Origin of the sequence: uncultured Streptococcus sp., assembly GCF_963518475.1 — a bacterium.
GTDB lineage: Bacteria > Bacillota > Bacilli > Lactobacillales > Streptococcaceae > Streptococcus.
The window spans coordinates 1-24513 of the sequence record NZ_CAUQJA010000026.1 but is presented as its reverse complement, the minus strand read 5'-3'; the positions used below and the strand labels follow the sequence as shown (position 1 = coordinate 24513).

25 protein-coding genes and 1 pseudogene are annotated in these 24513 nt (G+C 37.5%); 25 read left to right on the top strand and 1 reads right to left on the bottom strand.

The features are described from left to right. The first annotated feature begins 83 nt into the window (after window positions 1–83). From RYK12_RS09010 to RYK12_RS08965, 10 genes and pseudogenes are all read left to right on the top strand, one after another. Window positions 84–368 carry a DUF5962 family protein gene (locus RYK12_RS09010; protein ID WP_261239848.1) on the top strand — a complete coding sequence of 95 codons (285 nt, stop codon included), beginning with the start codon at window positions 84–86 and terminating at the stop codon, window positions 366–368. Window positions 369–381: 13 nt separating this feature from the next. Next, window positions 382–669 (top strand): annotated as a pseudogene (locus RYK12_RS09005) (DUF5966 family protein). Between the two features lie 488 nt (window positions 670–1157). Beyond that, window positions 1158–1841 carry a response regulator transcription factor gene (locus tag RYK12_RS09000; protein WP_000276746.1) on the top strand — a complete coding sequence of 228 codons (684 nt, stop codon included), beginning with the start codon at window positions 1158–1160 and terminating at the stop codon, window positions 1839–1841. Beyond that, window positions 1834–3174: a sensor histidine kinase gene (locus tag RYK12_RS08995; protein WP_049502161.1), complete on the top strand. Its 1341-nt coding sequence runs from the start codon at window positions 1834–1836 to the stop codon at window positions 3172–3174. The genes RYK12_RS09000 and RYK12_RS08995 overlap by 8 nt, the downstream gene beginning before the upstream one ends. Before the next feature lie 170 nt (window positions 3175–3344). Continuing rightward, window positions 3345–4031, top strand: coding sequence for an ABC transporter ATP-binding protein (locus RYK12_RS08990; RefSeq protein WP_001025883.1), 687 nt, complete (start codon window positions 3345–3347; stop codon window positions 4029–4031). Then, window positions 4028–4768, top strand: coding sequence for a hypothetical protein (locus RYK12_RS08985; protein ID WP_000590350.1), 741 nt, complete (start codon window positions 4028–4030; stop codon window positions 4766–4768). Before RYK12_RS08990 ends, RYK12_RS08985 begins: the two co-directional genes overlap by 4 nt. After that, window positions 4746–5408 (top strand): ABC transporter permease, encoded by a 663-nt coding sequence (locus RYK12_RS08980; RefSeq protein ID WP_314848553.1) that lies wholly within the window; start codon window positions 4746–4748, stop codon window positions 5406–5408. The genes RYK12_RS08985 and RYK12_RS08980 overlap by 23 nt, the downstream gene beginning before the upstream one ends. Before the next feature lie 161 nt (window positions 5409–5569). After that, window positions 5570–6232, top strand: coding sequence for a NisI/SpaI family lantibiotic immunity lipoprotein (locus tag RYK12_RS08975; protein ID WP_314848551.1), 663 nt, complete (start codon window positions 5570–5572; stop codon window positions 6230–6232). A 117-nt stretch (window positions 6233–6349) separates the two neighbouring features. Continuing rightward, window positions 6350–6637 carry a hypothetical protein gene (locus RYK12_RS08970; protein ID WP_314848549.1) on the top strand — a complete coding sequence of 96 codons (288 nt, stop codon included), beginning with the start codon at window positions 6350–6352 and terminating at the stop codon, window positions 6635–6637. Further along, entirely contained in the window at window positions 6627–6977 is a 351-nt protein-coding gene (locus tag RYK12_RS08965) for a type II toxin-antitoxin system RelE/ParE family toxin (RefSeq protein WP_314848547.1), read from the top strand. Before RYK12_RS08970 ends, RYK12_RS08965 begins: the two co-directional genes overlap by 11 nt. 61 nt (window positions 6978–7038) lie before the next feature. Here the strand turns inward: RYK12_RS08965 and RYK12_RS08960 are convergent, their stop codons facing one another. Continuing rightward, the gene (locus RYK12_RS08960) at window positions 7039–7890 is read right to left on the bottom strand and encodes a MurR/RpiR family transcriptional regulator (RefSeq protein WP_314848545.1); all 852 of its coding nucleotides are present in this window, start codon (window positions 7888–7890) and stop codon (window positions 7039–7041) included. Window positions 7891–8079: 189 nt separating this feature from the next. Here RYK12_RS08960 and pbp2b point away from each other — a divergent pair, with 189 nt between their 5' ends. From pbp2b to RYK12_RS08885, 15 genes are all read left to right on the top strand, one after another. Beyond that, a complete protein-coding gene (gene pbp2b / locus RYK12_RS08955; RefSeq protein ID WP_314848543.1) occupies window positions 8080–10137 on the top strand; it encodes a penicillin-binding protein PBP2B in 2058 nt (685 codons plus the stop codon). Between the two features lie 10 nt (window positions 10138–10147). Continuing rightward, complete coding sequence (gene recR / locus RYK12_RS08950) at window positions 10148–10744, top strand: recombination mediator RecR (protein WP_314848541.1); 597 nt, start codon at window positions 10148–10150, stop codon at window positions 10742–10744. Between the two features lie 175 nt (window positions 10745–10919). Next, window positions 10920–11963, top strand: a complete 1044-nt coding sequence (locus RYK12_RS08945) for a D-alanine--D-alanine ligase (RefSeq protein ID WP_314848539.1) — start codon at window positions 10920–10922, stop codon at window positions 11961–11963. An 84-nt stretch (window positions 11964–12047) separates the two neighbouring features. Then, complete coding sequence (murF, locus tag RYK12_RS08940; RefSeq protein WP_314848537.1) at window positions 12048–13421, top strand: UDP-N-acetylmuramoyl-tripeptide--D-alanyl-D-alanine ligase; 1374 nt, start codon at window positions 12048–12050, stop codon at window positions 13419–13421. After that, the gene (locus tag RYK12_RS08935) at window positions 13408–14019 is read left to right on the top strand and encodes an NUDIX hydrolase (RefSeq protein ID WP_261103830.1); all 612 of its coding nucleotides are present in this window, start codon (window positions 13408–13410) and stop codon (window positions 14017–14019) included. The genes murF and RYK12_RS08935 overlap by 14 nt, the downstream gene beginning before the upstream one ends. A gap of 90 nt (window positions 14020–14109) precedes the next feature. Further along, window positions 14110–14814 (top strand): TIGR02206 family membrane protein, encoded by a 705-nt coding sequence (locus RYK12_RS08930; protein WP_084930425.1) that lies wholly within the window; start codon window positions 14110–14112, stop codon window positions 14812–14814. Between the two features lie 214 nt (window positions 14815–15028). Next, window positions 15029–16408: a cell division protein FtsA gene (gene ftsA / locus RYK12_RS08925; RefSeq protein ID WP_140224369.1), complete on the top strand. Its 1380-nt coding sequence runs from the start codon at window positions 15029–15031 to the stop codon at window positions 16406–16408. Between the two features lie 17 nt (window positions 16409–16425). Next, on the top strand, window positions 16426–17682 hold the full coding sequence (ftsZ, locus tag RYK12_RS08920) for a cell division protein FtsZ (RefSeq protein WP_045611161.1): 1257 nt from the start codon (window positions 16426–16428) through the stop codon (window positions 17680–17682). A 4-nt stretch (window positions 17683–17686) separates the two neighbouring features. Further along, window positions 17687–18358 carry a YggS family pyridoxal phosphate-dependent enzyme gene (locus RYK12_RS08915; RefSeq protein WP_042750722.1) on the top strand — a complete coding sequence of 224 codons (672 nt, stop codon included), beginning with the start codon at window positions 17687–17689 and terminating at the stop codon, window positions 18356–18358. A gap of 9 nt (window positions 18359–18367) precedes the next feature. Continuing rightward, window positions 18368–18901 carry a cell division protein SepF gene (locus tag RYK12_RS08910; RefSeq protein WP_000053357.1) on the top strand — a complete coding sequence of 178 codons (534 nt, stop codon included), beginning with the start codon at window positions 18368–18370 and terminating at the stop codon, window positions 18899–18901. Continuing rightward, the gene (locus tag RYK12_RS08905) at window positions 18901–19164 is read left to right on the top strand and encodes a YggT family protein (protein WP_314848531.1); all 264 of its coding nucleotides are present in this window, start codon (window positions 18901–18903) and stop codon (window positions 19162–19164) included. Before RYK12_RS08910 ends, RYK12_RS08905 begins: the two co-directional genes overlap by 1 nt. Then, entirely contained in the window at window positions 19161–19946 is a 786-nt protein-coding gene (locus RYK12_RS08900) for an RNA-binding protein (RefSeq protein ID WP_261188074.1), read from the top strand. Before RYK12_RS08905 ends, RYK12_RS08900 begins: the two co-directional genes overlap by 4 nt. An 8-nt stretch (window positions 19947–19954) precedes the next feature. Continuing rightward, window positions 19955–20830 (top strand): DivIVA domain-containing protein, encoded by an 876-nt coding sequence (locus RYK12_RS08895; RefSeq protein WP_125442937.1) that lies wholly within the window; start codon window positions 19955–19957, stop codon window positions 20828–20830. Between the two features lie 252 nt (window positions 20831–21082). Then, window positions 21083–23875 (top strand): isoleucine--tRNA ligase, encoded by a 2793-nt coding sequence (gene ileS / locus RYK12_RS08890; protein ID WP_045611167.1) that lies wholly within the window; start codon window positions 21083–21085, stop codon window positions 23873–23875. Between the two features lie 145 nt (window positions 23876–24020). Then, on the top strand, window positions 24021–24513 hold a 493-nt coding region (locus RYK12_RS08885), incomplete at its 3' end, for a 2,3-bisphosphoglycerate-dependent phosphoglycerate mutase (protein WP_314848527.1).

Below are 24513 nucleotides of genomic sequence, written 5' to 3'. Positions count from 1 at the left end.
GCATAAGTAATGCGAAGACTCTTCGGAGTCTTTTTCTTGTGATAAAAGCTCCAAGATTTATCCGGTATGCTTGACCTAGTTTTATAGAAAGAAGGTCAAATTATCAATTAGAAGAGGCCTTAGTACAGGTATTTCAAACACCTGAAGAATACCAAGCCTACAAGGAGCTAAAGGTACATTATGAGGAAGTGACGGGGGATTACAGTTTTTCCAAACGAGAACTCACTAGTCAATTGGAAATCGCGCTTCAGAATCATCGAGGTGTGGACTTTGAATATCATGAGAAAGAGGAGTATTTGGACTTAGTTCAAAAGCTAGAGGAATTTGATTCCTCTCTTACCACCCATTATCGTCAGTTGATTGGTTAGGAAGGAACAAGTCATGAATAATTTACTCCTTATCCAAGTAATTTTTTTAGCAGTAGTAGGAATTCTCATTCTTTTATGGAGACTCTTTCTTATTGCCAGTGGACTTTTCCTGATTGGTTTTGTCAGTTTTCTTATTTTCGTGGAAGGCTATGGAATTTATCTTCTCTTTATATAGACTGAACTTTACACGGCAGATCTAGCTCAAAATGGATTATTTAGTTTTACGACTTTCTTTATCATCTTTAATTTAGTTTTACTTGCTTTAGCATGCTGGATAGGATATAAGTGGAAGAAAGAATAGAAAATAGTCTTAACAAGTTCAAAATTTATTCCGCTTTTTAGGACATGAAAAATTTTAGAAATTGATTCTTTCTTAAATTTGAATTTCACTAGTAGTGTAAAGATGATTTTTTCTCTGAATAAAATCTGAATTTTCTCTGATATAATCTCAAATGTCAAGGTTCAATAATTGTTTCTTCAGTAGGTTATGGTAAATAATCAAGAATCATTGGAACATTACCTTGGAGAACTTAAGGGGAAGGATTATTCACATATAGATGGGAAAGTTATGGATATTCCTGCTGTATAAGAAATGACATTGACGGCACTCAAATTAGATTATTAAATATTACGAATTTTGTTCAAGATAGTGTAAAATAGATTTGTACTAGTTTCTAAAAATTTAATTTAAAAAATAAAGAACAATTACAAATTGATGCATTGAAACTATTCTTTGTCAAGAATACGGAGCTTTGCAGATAGTTCTCTAAAATTTTTTGAGGTGATAGAATGTATAAGATATTAGTTGTAGATGACGATTTTGAAATTTTGAAACTGATGCGAACTATTTTAGAGATGAAAAACTATCAGGTAACGACGTATCAAGAAGTCACCGTACCAATCAATATTAATAATTTCAAAGGATTTGATTTGATTTTATTAGATGTAATGATGCCTAATATAGATGGTATGCAAATTTGTAAGCAGATTAGAAATAAAGTAAGATCTCCTATTATTTTTGTTAGTGCAAAAGATACCGAAGATGATATAGTATCAGGGTTGAATTTAGGAGGAGATGACTATATTACAAAACCTTTCAGCATCAATCAATTAATTGCCAAAGTTGCTGCAAATCTCAAACGAGAAGAACGATACAAACAAGGTGAATTAAGTAATCAAATTGTTCGAGAATTATCCCCAATAACGATTTATTTACAAGAAAAAATTGTTTGTATTAATGGAGATAGTCTTGCTTTTACAAGTAGGGAATATGATATCATAGAGCTATTATCTAGCAATCCAAGAAAAATTTTTACTGTACAAGATATATATGAAAATGTTTATGATGATGATGCTGAAACCCTCTTTCGTTCAATATCTGAGTATATCTATCAAATAAGATTAAAATTCTCATCGTATGGAATTAATCCTATAAAAACAGTTAGAGGTATGGGATACAAGTGGCATGAGTAAGAAGAGTACAATTAGAGGGCGCATAATAAGGACTGTTTTAGAACTAGTAACAGGTACGTTACTGAGTATACTTTTATTTTTTATATTTACTTATTTACTTGTTTTTACTGGACAATTAAATGTATACGGCTCTAAAATGGAAATTTCAGTGAGTGATAGCAGCAATTTAAGTGATGTAGTCCAAGCAATGAATAACTCTATATTTGACTATGTTGTATTTAATCGCAAGACGGGTACAATTGAAGAGGGTAACTATCAAAAAAAGGATTTGCCAGCCTATCGAGAAGTTTTTGCTAAAAATGAATCCATAAGTAATGATGCAGTGTATTATGGGTATTACGCTAATTCAGAGATTGTACTTACTGTCAGGCAACCCATGATACCTGAGTTTGTTAATCCGAATTTGCGTCACTTTTCATTTAATCTATTTTCTTATTTATTTTTCTTCGTTATCGAAACAATTTTACTCATTTGGTCACTTACAAGATTAATAAAAGAATTTTCAAATAATTTTCTCCTCATACAAAAAAAGACTTTAAACATGGGACAGTTAACATTTAAAGATAAAAACATTCCTGCTCAAATACAAGAGTTCGATGAAATTCTTTCTGTATTATATCAAAAGGACGACGAGTTAACTAATTTACTCAAATCAGAGAGAAGGGAGAAGGAAGATTTATCTTTTCAAGTTGGTGCATTAGCTCATGATGTAAAAACTCCTTTAACAGTACTAAAGGGAAATTTAGAGTTGCTTGAATTAACTAACTTGACTGTTCAACAGAAGGAATACACTCAGTCAATGAATAACAGTATAGTAGTTTTTGAAAGATACTTTAGTTCAATGATTGATTATTCAAGATTACTAATTGAAGATAAAGATTATGGAGAACAGATACATTTATCCGAATTTTTAAGTGAGCTGTCAGTAGAAGCGAAATCTGTAATGAATAATGCAAAGGTTGATTTCAAAATTATTAATACTACAAAATTAATATTTTTTAAGGGAAATCGCTTTAATTTAAATCGGGCATTAATTAACATTTTAGCAAATGCAGCAAGATATAGTTCTGGAGAAAAAAAAGTTACGCTTACTATCATTGAGGAAACAGAGTATATTAATTTTGTAGTGTGGAATAATGGTCTGCCTTTTACTGAACAGTCCTTATTAAATGCAGATAAGTTATTTTATACTGAGAATAAAGGTAGGAATAATAAGCACTATGGTTTAGGGTTAGCATTTGCTAAACAAGTTGCAACTAGACATTTAGGAGAATTGTTTTTATCAAATCCAGATAGAGGTGGCGCTCAAGTGACGTTGCTTATTAAAAAATAATTCTGTAAGGATATATTAGATAGCTTCCATATAATAGTTATGTATAAAAATAGATGGTTTTCTAAATTGAGGACTGTCTATTTTTTTAATTTTGTAAAATTGGAAATTCTGAACAAATTTTGAAAAATAAAGTATAACATACAAGTATAAAACAAGGAGGAATTATAGTTATGAATATACAAGTTCAAAAACTTAGAAAATCATATAAGGATAGAGAAGTACTGAAAAATATTTCTTTTGAAATAAAAGAGGGGAGTATTTGTGGATTATTAGGTATTAATGGTGCAGGAAAATCAACAATTATGAAGATTATTTTTGGTCTTGAAAATGCTGATAGTGGTACGGTTATTTTTAATGGGAAAAAAAATGCGGGTATATATGAGATTGGAGCGCTTATTGAAACTCCAGCTATCTACATGAACTTATCTGCTTATGATAACTTAAAAACAAGAGCATTGTTATATGACATTTCTGACGAACGAATTAATGAAGTATTAAACTTGATTGGGCTATCTAATACGGGAAAGAAAAAAGCAGGGAGCTTTTCTTTAGGTATGAAACAACGTTTGGGATTAGGTATGGCAATAATTACTAGTCCAGATTTGCTCATTTTAGATGAACCTACCAATGGATTGGATCCAGATGGTATAAAGGAATTGTTGAATTTAATGATTTCTTTAAAGAAATCAGGAATGACAATTCTTTTATCTAGCCATCAACTGTATGAAGTTAGTAAAGTGGCAGATAAAGTTGTTATTTTACATGATGGTCAAATTTTTTACGATGGTTCGAATGTTCAAAGTGATGATTTAGAATCTTTATTTATAAGAATTGTTCATGGAGGTGACGCAATATGATAAAAATATTTAAATCAGAATGGTTAAAACAGCGAAAAAATACATCCAAAAAATTCTTGATAATAGCTCCTGGATTGTCGATTTTAATAGCTGTATTACTTGTTGGACCGAGTATTCTAGAAAGTTTTTCAATATATTGGTGGGAAGCCGTCTTTTTGTACACGCTTATTGGATTGTTATTTTTATATGATTATAAAGCAGAAGAAGCTGCAGGAAACTTCCAGAATATATACTTTCGAAATGATAGCATAAAAATATATATCGTAAAGATACTTTTAAAATTAAAAGATTTACTCATTTCGAACGTATGGTTTTTAGCTATATTATTATTTACAAGTAATTTTTTGTATGGCGACTTAATATCATTGAATATAATTGGTGACTTAATTTGTTTAGTACTTATTTCGATAACATCCATATGGGTATTGCCACTCTTGTATCTATTTTCGAAACGGATCAACCCCTATATCTTAGTATCTATTAACTCCTTGATTTGTTTTTTGGTTGCACCTTTTATCGCTCAAAGTAGCTTTTGGTTCTTCTTTCCTTTTACATATCATTATAAAATTGCTTATAGTCTTATGTATATAAAACCGTCAGGAGATTTAGATTTAACAAATCATGTAACAGACGTTAAAATGGTAGTATTTACCGTATTTCTATCATTGATTCTATTTATTGTTTCTTTGTTAATGTTAAATTGGAGGTTAAGTAATGATCCAATTGCTAAAAAGTGAAATGATTAAATTTAAAGGTTCGTATCAACTATACATTATTTTGATTTTGTCTACTATACAACTATTGACAATTCCAATTTACATATTATCTGTAAATAACACAATTGTATTGGAAAATATTATCTTTTTACCCATGTTAGGCTATTGTATGATAACTACGATAATCACTTTATTAGTATCTGAACAAGAAATCAATGCTAATAATTATCAGAATATTAAAGGCTCGAGAAATACAGCCAGTATATGGGGAGCGAAAATTTTTGTTTTAGATTTACTATTATCTTTACTTACTATTCCTTTATGGGTAGTTGTAGGTATAGAGTTAGAACACTTTTCATATTATTTTTACGTAGGAATAGTTAGTTGGTTATTACTAATATTGCTAAATCATTTCCACATGCTATTGACATTGTTTATTGCGAAAGGTGGCAATTTACTTATTGCTGTTGTAGAAAGTTTATTTATATTATTTGCAACAAATAAAGTTTTTCTTAATATTTTTTGGATTCCAGTAATTTTACCAGTTAATATAATTTTAGAAAATAATTTTAGAAGCACAACTAATTTATTGGCTTTAATTTTTTATGTTGTATTATTGTTTGTTACTAATTTAGTAGTTGTGAGCAGAAAAGGTGTTTAATTATATACTATGATTGAAATGAAGGAAGATTAAATTTTTAGATGGAAGTTTGGAAATTGTTTTGACTTTACTTCATATCCAAAATAAGTCTGTAAAGACATATTGGAGAGAGGCGTTATTGATTTTTGATAATTTAGCTATAGAAAATTAGGAGGAGAACTATGAAATTCAAAAAGATCTATCTTTCCGTAATTTTTTTCTTAAGTTTACTTGGATTGACCGGATGTACATATGAGAAGTATGATGTTAAATTTCTCGACTCAAGTTATAATCAATTTGATTATAAAGGCGAGCATTATGGTGTAACTAATCAATTAATTTTATATGAAGATATTGAAAGTAAAGTAAGCAATCATTATGATATTTATGAAATATCTTACGATGATTCCAATAATGAAATAAAGAATGATTTATTGGAGATTGGTGACTTATATCAGACCAAGAATAGAGAATTTGCCATAAAAATTGATAGTACTTTCTATAAATGTAGACTACTTGATAATATTTCTAAAGAAGAACTACTAAAAGTTTCTGACTTATTTAATGTTCGCTTAGTAGGAGGATTTGCTATCAATGAGCAAGAAGCCAGAGAGTTGAAGATAGGGGAACAATCATTTACAATTACTGAAGAAATTATTCCAGAAGAAGAGCTTAGTGCTACAGTTGCTAACTTAGATAATCAAGTGAAGTCAGTCACTAGATTATCAGGGGAGCACGAAAGTTGGAAATATGGAGAAATTTGTTCTTTAAAAAATCAGTCTATCCATGAGAAAGTAGCAGTTAAATTGAATGGAGAATATCATTTGGCTTTCTTTAGAAGTTAGTTTTTATATTAGTTATGTGATACAAAAATTTTTTTCCAGCATCTTTCTAATCAAATCCTCTTGACTTTCTTTATAATTGTGAGATAATAAACAAAATATATAAAGGAATTATATAAAATGGCTATAGCGAATTCAAGTAAAGTTGTGACCTTCCAAGCTAATAGAGAATTAGTAAATGATGCCATGGAAGTGTTAAAAGAAAAAAATCTCTCTCTTTCTTCAGCACTAAGATTATTTTTAAAGAATGTTGCCATAACAAATGAAGTAGATTTACTGAGTGAAGAGGAATTGGAGAAGGAGTATTTGTTTAGACAATTACAAGCAGAAGTTCAAGAAAGTTATGCCAAGATTGAGGCTGGAAATTACTTGACAGATGAGGATGTCGTGACACGCTATGAATTATAAAAGATATAGGATTTTGTATTCTCCTAGAGTGATTGATAGTCTGGATAAAATATATCAGTATATAGCGGAGGAAATCGGTTCTGTAGAGGCTACGAGACGAAAAGTAGCGAATATTAGAAAGGATATTAATCGGCTGGAAATTTTCCCCCAAGCTGGATTTGATGCCGATGGAAAATTTGGTAAGAAATTAGATCCTCACTACCAAACGCGAGGATTGACCTTGAGTAAGGATTACATCGTATTATATACAATTGTTGAGGATACTGTCAGACTTGCTTATTTACTCCCTTCAAAAAGTGATTATATGAAATTATTTAAGACTAAGTCAAGATACGACTAATTCATAATCTAGAAGAGGGATGTTTGGTGATGAATAAAAATCCTAGTTTGGTTGAACCAAACTAGGATTTTCTGACGCGTTTTTGTCTACGATAGCCATTGAGTTTTTTATTTTCCCAATAGCTATTAAAGATTTTCTCCTTGCTTTCACGATTGATTTCCAAAAAATAGGCATAAATCAAATCGATAAAGAAGAGCATAGGAAGTTGAGCGGATATTCGTTGGATGTAGGAGGGTTGGCTGTGGGTGGCTACAAGAACAGTCTCTGTATAGGCCTGACTATCTTTATTTGGAACGCTTGTAAAGAGTACAGTCTTTGCGCCCATCTCCTTAGCGTCTAATAAACTGTCTAAAATAGAAGGAGTTGAGCCAGAAAGTGAGAAACCGAGTACGAGACAATTTTCATCCATAATGCTGGTTGTCCAAGCAAAGCCGTCTTGATCAGTCAAGGCCTCGCATACCACACCCAGACGCATGAAGCGTAATTTCATTTCACGAGCGACGAGGCCAGAACTGCCAGTTCCGAAGAAGTAGACACGATCAGCACCTTCGATTAACTGGGCGATTCGTTCTAGTTGTTTTTCGTCAATCAAGTCCTGTGTTTGTTCTCGCATATTACTGTAGCTTCTAAGAACTCGTTTTGTCAGGGGGCTGTGGTCGGGATGTTGGCTAGCTTGATTATCTGCTTGGTGTTGGTATTGGAAAATAAATTCTCGATAACCTGTAAAACCACACTTTTTAGCAAAGCGGGTCAGAGCAGCCTGAGAAATATGTAATTTTTGAGTGACCTGCTGGGATGATAAATCATCTACAATGGTTTCAGATTGTAAAAAATAGCGAGCGATTTCTTGCTCTAGATCTGTTAACTCTTCAAAATGAAGATCAATAATGCTTGCGATATCTTGCGGGTTCATGATACTCCTTTATTTGAGTCTAGCTATTAATCGATAATTATTTTTTGTAGCTTTTGTAAATATTATATCATATAAAATAGTTATGTTTAAATAAAAAAACCATCAGAAACTAAATTAAAAAAGCACCCTTCTTTTCCAAAATTTCTTCTTAAATTATGGTACAATGAAGAGTAAGATTTATAAATAGAAATGAGACTGACTTGTATGAGAAAATTTGATAGCCATTCGATTCCGATTCGGCTTAATTTATTGTTTTCAATTGTTATTTTGCTCTTTATGGCCATTATTGGTCGCCTACTTTATATGCAGGTTTTGAATAAGGATTTTTATGAGACAAAACTAGCATCGGCTAGTAAAACAAAGGTGACCACTAGTTCAGCTCGAGGCGAAATTTATGATGCAAGTGGCAAGCCTTTGGTTGAAAATACTGTGAAACAAGTTGTTTCCTTTACTCGAAACAACAAAATGACGGCTGCAGATTTAAAAGAAACAGCCAAGAAGTTGCTGGCTTATGTGGAAGTTTCTTCTCCAACATTGACTGACCGACAGTTAGCAGACTATTATCTAGCAGATCAAGATGTCTATAAGAAAGCAGTGGAAAGTTTACCACGTGAGAAGCGCCTTGATTCTGATGGCAATCAATTATCTGAATCCGAGCTTTACAATAATACTGTTGAAAGTATCGATCCAAGTCAATTGACCTACTCTGATGACGAAAAGAAAGAAATTTACCTCTTTAGCCAACTTAATGCAGTTGAAAATTTTGCGACAGGAACCATTGCGACAGATTCCTTGACAGATACTCAGATTGCTTTGATAGCTTCGGCCTCTAAGAATTTACCTGGTATCAGTATTTCAACTTCGTGGGATCGAAAGGTCCTAGAGACTTCACTTGCGTCTATAGTAGGAAGTGTATCCAGTGAAAAAGCTGGTCTACCAGCTGAAGAAGCAGATGCTTATATCAAAAAGGGTTATTCTCTAAATGACCGTGTTGGGACTTCTTATCTAGAAAAACAATATGAAGAAACCTTGCAAGGAAAACGCTCGGTGAAAGAAATCCATCTAGACAAGTATGGCAATATGGAAAGTGTCGAAAATATCGAAGATGGTACCAAAGGGAATAATATTAAACTGACTATTGATTTGGCCTTCCAAGATAGCGTGGACAATCTGCTTAAGAGTTATTTCAATTCCGAACTGGGAAATGGAGGAGCCAAGTATTCAGAAGGTGTGTATGCAGTTGCTTTGAACCCAAAAACAGGTGCGGTTTTGTCTATGTCAGGACTCAAACATGACTTGAAAACGGGAGATTTAACACCTGATTCCTTGGGAACAGTAACCGATGTCTTTGTCCCGGGTTCTGTTGTCAAGGCGGCGACCATCAGCTCAGGTTGGGAAAATGGAGTCTTGTCAGGGAACCAGACCTTGACAGACCAACCGATTGTCTTCCAAGGTTCAGCTCCGATTAATTCTTGGTATACTCAAGCCTACGGTTCATTCCCGATTACAGCTGTGGAAGCCTTGGAGTATTCTTCTAATACCTACATGGTTCAAACGGCTTTGGGCATTATGGGTCAGACCTATCAACCCAATATGTTTGTTTTAACTAACAATTTAGAATCCGCCATGGGGAAACTTCGTTCGACATTTGCTGAATATGGTCTTGGAGCTTCAACAGGCATTGACCTTCCAGATGAGTCAACTGGTTTTATACCAAAAGAGTATAATTTCGCTAATTACATTACCAATGCATTTGGTCAGTTTGATAACTACACCCCAATGCAATTGGCCCAGTACGTTGGAACTATTGCCAACAACGGTGTTCGGATTGCACCTCACATTGTCGAGGGGATTTATGGAAACAACGAACAAGGTGGCTTAGGGAACTTAATCCAATCTGTTGAAACTAAGGAAATGAATAAAATTAATATTTCTGAGTCTGATGTTTCCATCCTCCAACAAGGATTTTATCAAGTGTCACATGGTGGTAGTGCTTTGACAACCGGTCGTGCCTTTTCAAATGGCGCAGCGGTATCCATTAGTGGAAAAACAGGTACTGCCGAAAGTTATGTTGCGGGAGGTCAAAAAGCTAACAATACTAATGCTGTGGCCTATGCACCATCAGATAATCCTCAAATCGCTGTAGCTGTTGTCTTCCCTCATAACACCAACCTTACAAATGGTGTCGGACCTTCCATTGCGCGCGATATTATCAACCTCTATAACCAACATCATCCAATGAATTAGAAAGGAACATATGCTTTATCCAACACCTATTGCTAAGCTAATTGACAGTTATTCGAAGTTACCGGGTATCGGGATTAAGACGGCTACACGTCTGGCCTTCTATACTATTGGAATGTCTGATGACGATGTCAATGAATTTGCTAAAAATCTCCTTTCTGCGAAGAGAGAGCTGACCTACTGTTCCATCTGCGGTCGCCTGACTGATGACGATCCTTGCTCTATCTGTACCGATCCGACTCGTGACCAGACAACGATTTTAGTTCTCGAAGATAGTCGCGATGTGGCAACCATGGAGAATATCCAAGAATACCATGGGCTCTATCATGTCTTACATGGTCTTATTTCTCCCATGAATGGTATCAGTCCGGACGATATCAATCTCAAGAGCCTTATGACTCGTCTTATGGATAGTGAAGTTTCAGAAGTGATTGTGGCGACCAATGCTACAGCAGATGGTGAAGCGACATCCATGTATCTTTCTCGTTTGCTCAAGCCGACTGGTATCAAGGTTACGCGTCTAGCACGAGGTCTCGCTGTCGGAGCGGACATTGAGTATGCGGATGAAGTGACACTCTTACGAGCTATTGAAAATCGAACAGAGTTGTAAGTCTAGACAAATTAACACACTCAATTCATTTATACAAAAAATCAAGGAGGCCGACAGTTGTTTTATCGGTCTCTTTTTAGATTTATTGAAGACCAGTATCAGGTTCAAGTTTCAAAAAAGAAGCAAATATGATATACTAAAGAACGAGTATTCTATTAGAATTGGAACAAATAATATGAAACAAACGATTATTCTTTTATACGGTGGACGTAGTGCAGAGCGTGAAGTCTCTGTTCTTTCAGCGGAAAGTGTCATGCGTGCGGTCAACTACGACCGTTTCACAGTCAAGACTTTCTTCATCAGCCAGTCAGGTGACTTTATTAAAACGCAAGAATTTAGCCAGACTCCAGGTCAAGAGAATCGTCTTATGACCAATGAAACCATTGATTGGGATAAGCAAGTTGCACCAAGTGCCATCTACGAAGATGGTGCAGTGGTCTTTCCGGTTCTTCATGGTCCGATGGGAGAAGATGGCTCAGTTCAAGGATTCTTGGAAGTTTTGAAAATGCCTTATGTTGGTTGTAACATCTTGTCATCTAGTCTTGCCATGGATAAAATCACGACCAAGCGTGTCTTAGAATCTGTCGGGATTGCCCAAGTTTCTTATGTGGCCATCGTTGAAGGCGATGATGTGACTTCTAAAATCACCGAAGTTGAAGAAAAATTGACTTATCCAGTCTTCACAAAACCATCAAACATGGGGTCAAGTGTCGGTATTTCTAAGTCTGAAAATCAAGAGGAACTCCGTCAAGCTTTGAAACTTGCCTTCCAATATGACAGCCGTGTCTTGGTAGAGCAAGGGGTAAATGCTCGTGAAATCGAGGTTGGTCTCTTGGGCAACTACGATGTCAAGAGTACGCTACCAGGAGAAGTAGTCAAGGATGTTGCCTTTTATGACTACGATGCCAAGTATATTGACAACAAGATTACCATGGATATCCCAGCTAAAATCAGTGATGATGTGGTAGCTGTCATGCGTCAAAATGCAGAAACTGCCTTCCGTGCCATTGGTGGCCTCGGTCTCTCTCGTTGCGATTTCTTCTATACAGACAAGGGAGAGATTTTCCTAAACGAGCTCAATACCATGCCAGGTTTCACCCAGTGGTCTATGTACCCACTACTTTGGGACAATATGGGAATCAGCTACCCAGAACTAATCGAGCGTTTGGTTGAACTTGCTAAGGAAAGTTTTGACAAGCGCGAAGCACATTTGCTATAAAAATGAAAGAGAGGGTAGGAGCCAGAACCATCACTGCAAGGTGACTAGAGTTCTCGGGCTTCGACCCTTTTTAAAGGAGTAGAAATGAAATTAACAATCCATGAAGTTGCCCAAGTTGTCGGAGCTAAAAATGATGTCAGCATCTTTGATGATGCTCAGTTGGAAAATGCTGAGTTTGATAGTCGTTTGATTGCGGCAGGAGATTTATTTGTCCCCCTCAAAGGTGCGCGTGACGGTCATGACTTTATCGAAACAGCTTTTGAAAATGGCGCTGCTGTAACCCTGTCTGAGAAAGAGGTTGCAAATCATCCCTATATTCTAGTAGATGATGTTCTGACTGCCTTTCAGCAACTAGCAGCCTACTATCTCGAAAAAACGACTGTTGATGTCTTTGCGGTTACGGGTTCAAATGGTAAGACAACGACCAAGGATATGTTGGCACACTTGCTATCAACAACCTACAAAACCTACAAAACACAAGGCAACTACAATAATGAGATTGGTCTTCCTTACACAGTTCTCCATATGCCTGAAGGAACAGAAAAGTTGGTCTTGGAGATGGGGCAGGATCACTTGGGCGATATCCATCTCTTGTCAGAATTGGCTCGTCCAAAAACAGCCATCGTGACCTTGGTTGGAGAAGCCCATTTGGCCTTTTTCAAAGACCGTTCTGAGATTGCTAAAGGAAAAATGCAAATTGCAGACGGGATGTCTTCGAATTCCTTGCTCTTGGCACCAGCAGATCCGATTGTAGAGGACTACTTACCAGCTGATAAAAAGGTGGTCCGTTTTGGGCAAGGAGCTGACTTGGAAATTACCGACTTGGTTGAGCGTAAGGATAGTTTGACCTTTAAGGCTAATTTCTTGGAACAAGAACTTGATTTGCCAGTGACTGGTAAGTACAATGCCACCAATGCTATGATTGCGTCCTATGTTGCCCTACAAGAAGGAGTTTCAGAGGAGCAGATTCGTCAGGCTTTTCGAGATCTTGAATTGACGCGTAACCGTACCGAGTGGAAGAAAGCAACCAATGGAGCAGATATCCTGTCAGATGTTTACAATGCCAATCCAACTGCTATGAAGCTGATTTTAGAGACTTTCTCTGCCATTCCAGCCAATGAAGGTGGCAAGAAAATTGCAGTGTTGGCGGATATGAAGGAGCTTGGGGACCAGTCTATTCAGCTTCATAATCAGATGATTTTGAGCCTTTCTCCAGATGTGCTTGATACCGTTATTTTCTATGGAGAAGACATTGCTGAATTAGCCCAATTGGCCAGTCAAATGTTCCCAATTGGCCACGTTTACTACTTCAAGAAAACAGAAGACCAAGACCAATTTGAAGACCTAGTCAAGCAGGTCAAAGAAAGCCTTGGAGTCAATGACCAAATCCTACTCAAAGGCTCTAACTCTATGAATCTAGCTAAGTTGGTAGAAAGTTTAGAAAATGAAGACAAGTGATTTTGCTAAGTATCTTCAAAGAATGATTGCTCTTACAGATACTGGACTAACCTTTACAAAGGATCCTTTTGACCGTGAGCGCTACGAAGACTTGCGAAGTCTGTTATCTGAAATGTTGAATCAGGTATCAGACCTTGATGCAGACGAAGTGGCAGAAGTCTTGAAACCAACTTCAGCTTATGCGACTCCCTTAATGGACGTCCGTGCTTGGATTGTTGAGGATGAGAAGATTTGTCTGGTTAGGGGACAAGGAGAGGATAGTTGGGCTTTGCCAGGTGGCTTTGGTGAAGTCGGCTATTCTCCAACTGAAAATATTCTCAAGGAAATTGAAGAAGAAACCGGTTTTAAAGCCAAAGTTGAAAGACTGCTAGCTGTTTTTGATACCAATCGTTTCCAACTACAGAGCAAACAATATGCAAAGTTTGTTTTTGAATGTAAGCTTCTCGATGGACAATTCCAAGAAAATCAAGAAATCGCTGCCCTTCAATTTTTTGCAATTGACCAACTGCCGAATTTATCTGAAAAACGCATTACCAAGGAGCAAATCGAGATTCTTTGGCAGGTTTATCAAGGTCAGAGGGAGCAATATCTTGATTAAGAAGATGATTATCGTATTTCTAAATCCATTTTTGACAAATAGCATGGTATAATAAAATGCAGGAAAATTTTGAATCATGAGGAAGACTAGATGAATTTATGGGATATTTTCTTTACGACCCAAGCAACAGAACCACCTAAATTTGACCTTTTTTGGTATGTTAGCCTATTTACGCTTTTAGCTTTGACCTTTTATACAGCCTATCGTTATCGTGAAAAGAAGGTTTGCCAACGATTTTTCCAAATCTTGCAGGCCGTTCAGCTGATCCTCCTTTATGGTTGGTACTGGGTCAATCATATGCCCCTGTCAGAAAGCTTACCTTTTTACCATTGTCGTATGGCTATGTTTGTGGTGCTTTTGCTTCCTGGTCAGTCCAAATATCGGCAGTATTTTGCATTACTAGGAACATTTGGGACATTAGCGGCCTTTGTTTATCCAGTTCCAGATGCCTATCCTTTCCCACATATTGCGATTTTATCCTTTATCTTTGGCCACTTAGCACTCTTGGGGAACTCTCTAGTTTATCTATTGAGACAGTATAATGCGCGATTGCTGGATGTGAAGGGAATTTTTCTCATGACCTTTGCACTAAATGCCTTGATTTTTGTGGTTAATTTAGTAACAGGTGGAGATTACGGATTCTTGACAAAACCGCCATTGGTTGGAGATCACGGCTTAGTAGCTAATTATTTGATTGTTTCTATAGCCTTGTCTGCTGCAATAACTTTGACTAAGAAAATCTTAGAACAATTTTTAGAACAAGAAGCAGAAAAAATGATTGCAAAGAAAGCTTGATTTTAAGCTTTCTTTTTTTCATAAATCTGATTTTTTATAACTTGTTTGGAAAATACAAAAATATGATGAGCGAATGTGAAAAAATGGTAAGTAAATTTAGGAAAAACTAAGCACGATTGGATTTTTTGTGTTATAATATTCTGTGAATAGCTATGCCCTATTTTAGCTATATTGAATAGAAGTTTGAAACTTGGAAGAGAGAGGATGCGATGTAATGGCTAGAGATGGTTTTTTTACAGGCTTAGATATCGGAACTAATTCGATTAAAGTATTGGTTGCCGAGCTTAGAAATGGTGAACTTAATGTAATTGGTGTAAGTAATGCCAAGAGTAAAGGTGTAAAGGATGGGATTATCGTTGATATTGAAGCAGCAGCAACTGCTATCAAGTCAGCTATTTCCCAAGCAGAAGAGAAAGCTGGCATTTCAATCAAATCAGTGAATGTTGGTTTGCCTGGAAATCTTTTGCAAGTAGAACCAACTCAAGGAATGATTCCAGTTACATCTGATACAAAAGAAATTACAGATCAAGATGTTGAGAATGTTGTCAAATCAGCCTTGACGAAGAGTATGACACCAGATCGTGAAGTCATTACTTTCATTCCAGAAGAATTTATCGTAGATGGTTTCCAAGGTATTCGTGACCCGCGTGGCATGATGGGTGTTCGTCTTGAAATGCGTGGTTTACTTTACACAGGTCCACGTACTATTCTTCACAATTTACGCAAGACAGTTGAGCGCTCAGGTGTTCAAGTTGAAAATATTATTATTTCACCATTGGCTTTGGTTCGTTCAGTCTTGAACGAAGGAGAGCGTGAATTTGGAGCTACTGTGATTGATATGGGAGCAGGTCAAACAACTGTTGCTACAATCCGTAACCAAGAACTCCAGTTTACAAATATTCTTCAAGAAGGTGGAGATTATGTCACAAAAGATATCTCTAAAGTCTTGAAGACTTCACAAAAACTAGCTGAAGGATTGAAATTGAACTATGGTGAAGCCTACCCTTCACTTGCAAGCAATGAAACCTTCCAAGTTGAAGTGATTGGTGAAGTAGAGCCTGTAGAAGTTACAGAAAGCTACCTAGCAGAGATTATTTCAGCTCGTATTAAACACATTTTCGAACAAATCAAACAAGAGTTGGAAAGAAGACATTTGTTGGATCTTCCAGGTGGGATTGTTCTGATTGGTGGAAATGCTATTTTACCAGGTGTTGTAGAACTTGCACAGGAAGTATTTGGCGTTGGTGTCAAACTTTACGTTCCAAATCAAGTTGGAATCCGTAACCCTGCCTTTGCTCATGTGATTAGCTTGTCTGAATTTGCTGGTCAATTGACTGAGGTGCATTTATTAGCACAACGAGCAGTTAAGGGTGAGGATACTTTGCGTCACCAACCAATTAATTTTGGTGGGATGATTCAACGTGTTACGCAGGTAGCACAACCGACCCCTATTCAACCAGTTCAAAATACTGAGGTAGAGCAATCAGCTTCTACAAACGTAGTTGCTCCGAAAGAAGATAAAGTATCTTCTCAAAATAAACCAAAAATCGCAGATCGCTTCCGTGGTTTAATTGGAAGTATGTTTGATGAATAAAAGAGGAAAAATAAACTATGACATTTTCATTTGATACAGCGGCTGCTCAAGGTGCAGTGATTAAAGTAATCGGTGTTGGTGGAGGTGGTGGTAACGCCATTAACCGCATGGTTGACGAAGGTGTTGCAGGCGTAGAATTTATCGCAGCAAACACAGATGTACAAGCTTTGAGTAGTACAAAAGCTGAGACTGTAATTCAGTTAGGCCCTAAATTGACTCGTGGTTTGGGTGCTGGCGGTCGACCTGAAGTTGGTCAAAAAGCTGCAGAAGAAAGCGAAGAAGCCTTGACTCAAGCTATTAGTGGAGCAGATATGGTCTTCATTACTGCAGGTATGGGGGGTGGCTCAGGTACTGGTGCAGCTCCTGTTATTGCCCGCATTGCTAAAGATCTAGGTGCTCTTACAGTTGGTGTTGTGACACGTCCTTTCGGTTTTGAAGGAAGCAAACGTGGACAGTACGCTGTAGAAGGAATCAATCAGCTTCGCGAACATGTAGATACTTTATTGATTATTTCAAACAACAACTTGCTTGAAATTGTTGATAAGAAAACTCCACTTCTTGAAGCTCTTAGCGAAGCAGATAACGTACTTCGCCAAGGTGTTCAAGGGATTACGGACTTGATTACAAACCCTGGTTTGATTAACCTTGACTTTGCCGATGTGAAAACAGTTATGGCAAATAAAGGGAACGCCCTAATGGGTATCGGTATCGGTAGTGGTGAAGAACGTGTGGTCGAAGCAGCTCGTAAGGCAATCTACTCACCACTTCTTGAAACAACTATTGACGGTGCTGAGGATGTTATCGTCAACGTTACTGGGGGTCTTGATTTAACCTTGATTGAGGCAGAAGAAGCATCAGAAATTGTTAATCAAGCAGCTGGTCAAGGAGTGAACATCTGGCTCGGAACATCAATCGATGAAAATATGAAAGATGAAATCCGTGTTACAGTCGTTGCAACTGGTGTTCGTCAAGATCGTGTTGAAAAAGTTGTTGGTCATGCACCAAGACAAGCAGTTCGTCATGAACAAGCAAGTCCTAGTTATGCACACAATCATAACCGTCACTTTGATATGGCTGAAACTGCTGAAATTCCAAGTCCAGCACCTCGCCGTACAGAAACTTCTCAAACTTCAGCATTTGGTGATTGGGACTTGCGTCGTGAGACAATTGTTCGACCAACTGATTCAGTGGTATCACCAGTTGAACGTTTCGAAGCACCATCTTTACACGATGAGGATGAATTAGACACTCCTCCATTTTTCAAAAATCGTTAAGTAAATGAATTTGAAAGAAAATACAGAACGTGTTTTTCAACAAATAAAAGATGCAAGTCAGCAGTCAGGAAGAGAAGTCAATTCTGTTTCGGTTGTTGCTGTTACAAAATATGTAGACGTACCGACAGCGGAGGCTTTGCTTCCGCTAGGTGTGCATCATATTGGTGAAAATCGTGTGGATAAATTTCTTGAGAAATATGAAGCTTTAAAAGATAGAAATATTACCTGGCATTTGATTGGAACCTTGCAAAGACGCAAGGTCAAAGATGTCATTCAGTATGTTGATTATTTCCATGCTTTGGATTCATTAAAGCTAGCAGAGGAAATTCAAAAAAGAAGTGACCGAGTTGTTAAGTGTTTCTTACAAGTAAATATCTCAAGGGAAGAGAGCAAACATGGTTTTTCAAAGGAAGAACTATTGGAGCTCTTGCCAGAATTGGCCACCTTAGATAAAATTGAATATGTAGGCTTGATGACCATGGCTCCTTTTGAAGCTAGTAGTGATGAGTTGAAAGAAATTTTTAAAGCTACGCAGGATTTGCAACTAGAAATTAGAGAAAAACAAATTCCCAATATGCCAATGACGGACTTGAGTATGGGTATGAGTCGTGACTACAAGGAAGCGATTGAATTTGGCTCAACATTTGTCAGAATTGGTACAGCATTTTTTAAATAGGAAAGAAATATGTCTTTAAAAGATAGATTTGATAAATTTATAGATTATTTTACAGAAGATGGAGAAGATGTTGGTACTACTTATCAGCCTAAAGCTGAAGAGCCGATTGTGACTCCAGTCCCTTCTGTTCAAGAGTTGCCTCAACAAGCTGGTAGCACGCCATCTAAAGATAAAAACATCACCCGTCTTCATGCCCGTCAACAAGAGTTGGCTATGCAAAGTCAACGTTCTACTGATAAAGTGACAATTGATGTTCGTTATCCACGTAAATACGAAGATGCCACAGATATTGTTGATTTATTAGCTGGTAACGAAAGTATTTTGATTGATTTCCAATATATGACAGAAGTTCAAGCTCGTCGTTGTTTGGACTATCTGGATGGGGCGCGTCACGTTTTAGCTGGTAACATGAAAAAGGTAGCATCTACTATGTACCTGCTGACACCAGTTGATGTTGTCGTCAATATTGAAGACATCAAAATTCCAGATGAATCACAAAATGGTGAATTTGGCTTTGATATGAAACGTACGAGAGTGAGATAATGATCTTTCTCATTCGTTTTATTCAAAATGCAGTGGATATCTATTCACTGATTTTAATCATTTTTGCTCTGATGTCTTGGTTTCCCAATGCTTATGAATCACGTCTTGGACGCTTGATTATTAGTTTAGTGAAACCGATAATAGCTCCCTTACAACGTTTACCCCTCCAGATTGCAGGTCTTGACTTGTCTGTCTGGATTGCGGTATTACTAGTTCACTTCCTAAGGGAGCAGTTGATTCGACTTTTAGTGATCTTTCTATGAACAAGATGATTTATCAACACTTTTCTAAGAATGATTCGTCTTTTATTGATAAGGGAGTAGAATGGATAAAAAAGGTAGAAGATTCTTATTCTCCTTTTTTAACACCCTTTGTAAATCCCCACCAAGAAAAGATTTTAAAGGTTCTAGCATCAACCAACGGCATCTCCTACATGAGCAGTCGGCAGTTTCTTGAAACTGAATATGTACGGGTACTCCTGTATCCTGATTATTTTGAGCCGGAATTTTCTGATTTTGAACTATCCTTGCAAGAAATTGTCTATCCTAATAAGTTTGAACGCTTAACGCATGCAAAAATATTAGGGACTGTTTTAAATCAGCTGGGAATTGATAGGAAGCTATTTGGTGATATCTTAGTCAACGAAGAGAGAGCACAGATTATCATTAATCGACAGTTTATGCTCCTTTTTCAAGACGGCATTACGAAAATTGCTCGTTTACCGGTTCGTCTAGAAGAACGGGATTTTACTGAGAAAATTGCTACAGTAGAAGATTATCAAGAATTAGATATTTGTATTGCTAGTTCTAGATTAGATGTTTTTCTGGCAGGTGTCTTCAAGCTGTCTAGAAATCAGGCAAGTCAGTTAATTGAAAAACAGGCAGTCCAAGTGAATTACCATTTAGTTGAAAAATCAGATTATGTAGTTCAAGTTGGTGATCTGATTAGTGTAAGGAAATTTGGTCGATTGAAACTCGTTAGAGATAATGGGCAAACAAAAAAAGATAAAAAGAAATTAACGGTCCAATTGTTATTAAGTAAGTGAGGAAAAATATGCCAATTACATCGTTAGAAATCAAAGATAAAACCTTTAGTACACGCTTTAGAGGGTTTGATCAAGAAGAAGTAGATGAATTTTTAGATATTGTAGTCCGTGATTATGAAGATTTGGTTCGCTCTAATCATGATAAGGCATTACATATTAAAAGCTTGGAAGAACGTTTGTCTTACTTTGATGAGATGAAAGATTCATTGAGTCAATCTGTATTGATTGCACAGGATACAGCTGAGCGAGTAAAACATGCTGCAACTGAACGTGCAAATAATATTATCCACCAAGCAGAGCAAGATGCACAACGCTTGCTGGAAGAAGCTAAGTACAAGGCAAATGAAATTCTTCGTCAAGCAACTGACAATGCTAAGAAAGTTGCTGTTGAAACAGAAGAATTGAAGAACAAGAGTCGTGTCTTCCATCAACGTCTTAAATCTACAATTGAGAGCCAGTTAGCAATTGTTGAATCTTCAGATTGGGAAGATATTCTTCGCCCAACAGCGACTTATCTTCAGACAAGTGATGAAGCTTTCAAAGAAGTGGTCAGCGAAGTCTTAGGTGACTCTGTCTTGCAACAACATACAGAGGAAGAACCAATTGATATTACTCGCCAGTTTTCTCCCGAGGAAATGGCTGAGTTGCAAGCGCGTATCGAAGCGGCTAATAAGGAACTTGCAGAAGCCGAAGCAAGAGCTGAGCAGGAACAAGTGGTTTCACCAGCTCCGGTTGTTGAAGAAAGTCCAGCTCATCCAGTTGGTCCAATGTATGAAGAGCCAGAAGTAGCTCCAAGCCATTACTCAGGACCAACACCAGCTACTGAAGCTGTAAGCTCAGAACCAGGTTTTGCGGCACCGCAAGAATCTGTTACAATTTTATAAGAAATGATTTGAGAACAATATCTTATCCTTATATTTCCAGCGAGCAGGAGATGGTGTGAGTCCTGCATTCCCTAACGATAAGATTATCCTCTCAAAAACTCAAGTCTGAAGCTAGTAAGATTTGACGTTTCCCACGTTACGGGATAAGAGGGAGAAAGACTAAATCTTTTTCCGAATAAAGGTGGTACCACGATTTTCGTCCTTTTTGGCAGTCGTGGTTTTTAATTTGTTATTATTTATAAAGGAGATACCATGAAACTCAAAGATACCCTTAATCTTGGGAAAACAGCTTTCCCAATGCGTGCAGGACTTCCTACCAAAGAGCCAGTTTGGCAAAAGGAATGGGAAGATGCAAAACTTTATCAACGTCGTCAAGAATTGAACCAAGGAAAACCTCATTTCACCTTGCATGATGGCCCTCCATACGCGAACGGAAATATTCACGTTGGACACGCTATGAACAAGATTTCAAAAGATATCATTGTTCGTTCAAAATCAATGTCAGGTTTTTACGCACCATTTATCCCAGGTTGGGATACTCATGGTCTGCCAATCGAGCAAGTTTTGGCAAAACAAGGTGTCAAACGTAAAGAAATGGACTTGGTTGAGTACTTGAAACTTTGCCGTGAATACGCTCTTTCTCAAGTAGATAAACAACGTGAAGACTTTAAACGTTTGGGTGTTTCTGGTGACTGGGAAAATCCATATGTGACTTTGACTCCTGACTATGAAGCAGCCCAAATCCGTGTATTTGGTGAGATGGCTAATAAAGGTTATATCTACCGTGGTGCCAAGCCAGTTTACTGGTCATGGTCATCTGAGTCTGCCCTTGCTGAAGCAGAGATTGAATACCATGACTTGGTTTCAACTTCCCTTTACTATGCCAATAAGGTAAAAGATGGCAAAGGTGTTCTAGATACAGATACTTATATCGTAGTTTGGACAACTACTCCATTTACTATCACAGCTTCTCGTGGTTTGACTGTTGGAGCGGATATTGATTACGTCTTGGTTCAACCTGCTGGTGAAGCTCGTAAGTTTGTGGTTGCTGCAGAATTGTTGGCTAGCTTGTCTGAGAAATTTGGCTGGGCTGATGTTCAAGTGTTGGCAACTTACCGTGGTCAAGAATTGAACCACATCGTAACAGAACACCCATGGGATACAGCTGTAGATGAGTTGGTTATCCTTGGTGACCACGTTACAACTGACTCTGGTACTGGTATTGTCCATACAGCACCTGGTTTTGGTGAGGATGACTACAATGTTGGTATTGCTAATGGTCTTGAAGTCGCAGTGACTGTTGACGAACGTGGTATCATGATGAAGAATGCTGGTCCTGAGTTTGAAGGTCAATTCTATGAAAAGGTAGTTCCAACTGTTATTGAAAAACTTGGTAACCTCCTTCTTGCCCAAGAAGAAATCTCTCACTCATATCCATTTGACTGGCGTACTAAGAAACCAATCATCTGGCGTGCAGTACCACAATGGTTTGCCTCAGTTTCTAAATTCCGCCAAGAAATCTTGGACGAAATTGAAAAAGTTAAATTCCACTCAGAATGGGGTAAAGTTCGTCTTTACAATATGATTCGTGACCGTGGCGACTGGGTTATCTCTCGTCAACGTGCTTGGGGTGTTCCACTTCCTATCTTCTACGCTGAAGATGGTACAGCGATCATGACTGCTGAAACGATTGAACACGTGGCTCAACTCTTTGAGGAACATGGTTCAAGCATTTGGTGGGAACGTGATGCCAAAGACCTCTTACCAGAAGGATTTACTCATCCAGGTTCACCAAATGGTGAGTTCAAAAAAGAAACAGATATCATGGACGTTTGGTTTGACTCAGGTTCATCATGGAATGGAGTTGTGGTAAACCGTCCTGAGTTGACTTACCCAGCAGACCTTTACCTAGAAGGTTCTGACCAGTACCGTGGTTGGTTCAACTCATCACTCATCACATCTGTTGCCAACCATGGCGTAGCACCTTACAAACAAATCTTGTCACAAGGTTTTGCTCTTGACGGTAAAGGTGAGAAGATGTCTAAATCTCTTGGAAATACCATTGCTCCAAGCGATGTTGAAAAACAATTTGGTGCGGAAATCTTGCGTCTTTGGGTAACAAGTGTAGACTCAAGCAATGATGTACGTATCTCTATGGATATCTTGAGCCAAGTCTCTGAAACTTACCGTAAGATTCGTAACACCCTTCGTTTCTTGATTGCCAATACTTCTGACTTTAACCCAGCTCAAGATGCAGTCGCTTACGATGAACTTCGTTCAGTTGATAAGTACATGACGATTCGCTTTAACCAGCTTGTTAAGACCATTCGTGATGCTTATGCAAACTTTGAATTCTTGACAATCTACAAGGCCTTGGTGAACTTTATCAACGTTGATTTATCAGCATTCTACCTTGATTTTGCTAAGGACGTTGTTTATATCGAAGGTGCAAAATCACTGGAACGTCATCAAATGCAGACTGTCTTCTATGACATTCTTGTGAAAATCACCAAACTCTTGACACCAATCCTTCCTCACACTGCGGAGGAAATCTGGTCATATCTTGAGTTTGAAGCTGAAGACTTCGTTCAATTGTCAGAATTGCCAGAAGCAGAAACTTTTGCTAACCAAGAAGAAATCTTGGATACATGGGCAGCCTTCATGGACTTCCGTGGACAAGCTCAAAAAGCCTTGGAAGAAGCTCGTAATGCAAAAGTAATCGGTAAATCACTTGAAGCTCACTTGACAGTTTATCCAAATGAAGTGGTGAAAACTCTACTCGAAGCAGTAAACAGCAATGTAGCTCAACTTTTAATCGTGTCAGACTTGACCATCGCAGAAGGACCAGCTCCAGAATCTGCCGTTAGCTTCGAAGATGTAGCCTTTACAGTTGAACGTGCTGCAGGCCAAGTATGTGACCGTTGCCGTCGTATCGACCCAACAACAGCAGAACGCAGCTACCACGCAGTTATCTGTGACCACTGTGCAAGCATCGTAGAAGAAAATTTTGCGGACGCAGTCGCAGAAGGATTTGAAGAGAAATAAGGTTGTTGTATGATACTAATAAGGAAAAGGATTGCCAAACAGTCCTTTCCTTTTTGGTTTTGACTAGCTTTTTTGTGAAAAATTGTGTAAAATAGAATAGATAAACGAGGGGAAACCTCGGAAAATTTAAAGGAGAATCCATCTAATGGTAAAATTGGTTTTTGCTCGCCACGGTGAGTCTGAATGGAACAAAGCTAACCTTTTCACTGGTTGGGCTGATGTTGATTTGTCTGAAAAAGGTACACAACAAGCGATTGACGCTGGTAAATTGATCAAAGAAGCTGGTATCGAATTTGACCAAGCTTATACTTCAGTATTGAAACGTGCGATCAAAACAACTAACTTGGCTCTTGAAGCTTCTGACCAATTGTGGGTTCCAGTTGAAAAATCATGGCGTTTGAACGAACGTCACTACGGTGGTTTGACTGGTAAAAACAAAGCTGAAGCTGCTGAACAATTTGGTGATGAGCAAGTTCACATCTGGCGTCGTTCATACGATGTATTGCCTCCAAACATGGATCGTGATGATGAGCACTCAGCTCATACTGACCGTCGTTACGCTTCACTTGACGACTCAGTTATCCCAGATGCTGAAAACTTGAAAGTGACTTTGGAACGTGCCCTTCCATTCTGGGAAG

Excerpts from the sequence above, each read along its gene's own strand:
- RYK12_RS08960 (WP_314848545.1), bottom strand. The coding sequence starts at position 7,890 with ATGAACCCGCAAGATATCGCAAGCATTATTGATCTTCATTTTGAAGAG.
- RYK12_RS08980 (WP_314848553.1), top strand. The coding sequence starts at position 4,746 with ATGATCCAATTGCTAAAAAGTGAAATGATTAAATTTAAAGGTTCGTAT.
- RYK12_RS08895 (WP_125442937.1), top strand. The coding sequence starts at position 19,955 with ATGCCAATTACATCGTTAGAAATCAAAGATAAAACCTTTAGTACACGC.
- RYK12_RS08970 (WP_314848549.1), top strand. The coding sequence starts at position 6,350 with ATGGCTATAGCGAATTCAAGTAAAGTTGTGACCTTCCAAGCTAATAGA.
- RYK12_RS08985 (WP_000590350.1), top strand. The coding sequence starts at position 4,028 with ATGATAAAAATATTTAAATCAGAATGGTTAAAACAGCGAAAAAATACA.
- RYK12_RS08935 (WP_261103830.1), top strand. The coding sequence starts at position 13,408 with ATGAAGACAAGTGATTTTGCTAAGTATCTTCAAAGAATGATTGCTCTT.
- RYK12_RS08965 (WP_314848547.1), top strand. The coding sequence starts at position 6,627 with ATGAATTATAAAAGATATAGGATTTTGTATTCTCCTAGAGTGATTGAT.
- RYK12_RS08975 (WP_314848551.1), top strand. The coding sequence starts at position 5,570 with ATGAAATTCAAAAAGATCTATCTTTCCGTAATTTTTTTCTTAAGTTTA.
- murF (WP_314848537.1), top strand. The coding sequence starts at position 12,048 with ATGAAATTAACAATCCATGAAGTTGCCCAAGTTGTCGGAGCTAAAAAT.
- RYK12_RS08910 (WP_000053357.1), top strand. The coding sequence starts at position 18,368 with ATGTCTTTAAAAGATAGATTTGATAAATTTATAGATTATTTTACAGAA.
- recR (WP_314848541.1), top strand. The coding sequence starts at position 10,148 with ATGCTTTATCCAACACCTATTGCTAAGCTAATTGACAGTTATTCGAAG.
- RYK12_RS08915 (WP_042750722.1), top strand. The coding sequence starts at position 17,687 with ATGAATTTGAAAGAAAATACAGAACGTGTTTTTCAACAAATAAAAGAT.
- pbp2b (WP_314848543.1), top strand. The coding sequence starts at position 8,080 with ATGAGACTGACTTGTATGAGAAAATTTGATAGCCATTCGATTCCGATT.
- RYK12_RS09000 (WP_000276746.1), top strand. The coding sequence starts at position 1,158 with ATGTATAAGATATTAGTTGTAGATGACGATTTTGAAATTTTGAAACTG.
- RYK12_RS08905 (WP_314848531.1), top strand. The coding sequence starts at position 18,901 with ATGATCTTTCTCATTCGTTTTATTCAAAATGCAGTGGATATCTATTCA.
- RYK12_RS08995 (WP_049502161.1), top strand. The coding sequence starts at position 1,834 with ATGAGTAAGAAGAGTACAATTAGAGGGCGCATAATAAGGACTGTTTTA.
- RYK12_RS08990 (WP_001025883.1), top strand. The coding sequence starts at position 3,345 with ATGAATATACAAGTTCAAAAACTTAGAAAATCATATAAGGATAGAGAA.
- ftsA (WP_140224369.1), top strand. The coding sequence starts at position 15,029 with ATGGCTAGAGATGGTTTTTTTACAGGCTTAGATATCGGAACTAATTCG.
- ftsZ (WP_045611161.1), top strand. The coding sequence starts at position 16,426 with ATGACATTTTCATTTGATACAGCGGCTGCTCAAGGTGCAGTGATTAAA.
- RYK12_RS08945 (WP_314848539.1), top strand. The coding sequence starts at position 10,920 with ATGAAACAAACGATTATTCTTTTATACGGTGGACGTAGTGCAGAGCGT.
- ileS (WP_045611167.1), top strand. The coding sequence starts at position 21,083 with ATGAAACTCAAAGATACCCTTAATCTTGGGAAAACAGCTTTCCCAATG.
- RYK12_RS08930 (WP_084930425.1), top strand. The coding sequence starts at position 14,110 with ATGAATTTATGGGATATTTTCTTTACGACCCAAGCAACAGAACCACCT.
- RYK12_RS08900 (WP_261188074.1), top strand. The coding sequence starts at position 19,161 with ATGAACAAGATGATTTATCAACACTTTTCTAAGAATGATTCGTCTTTT.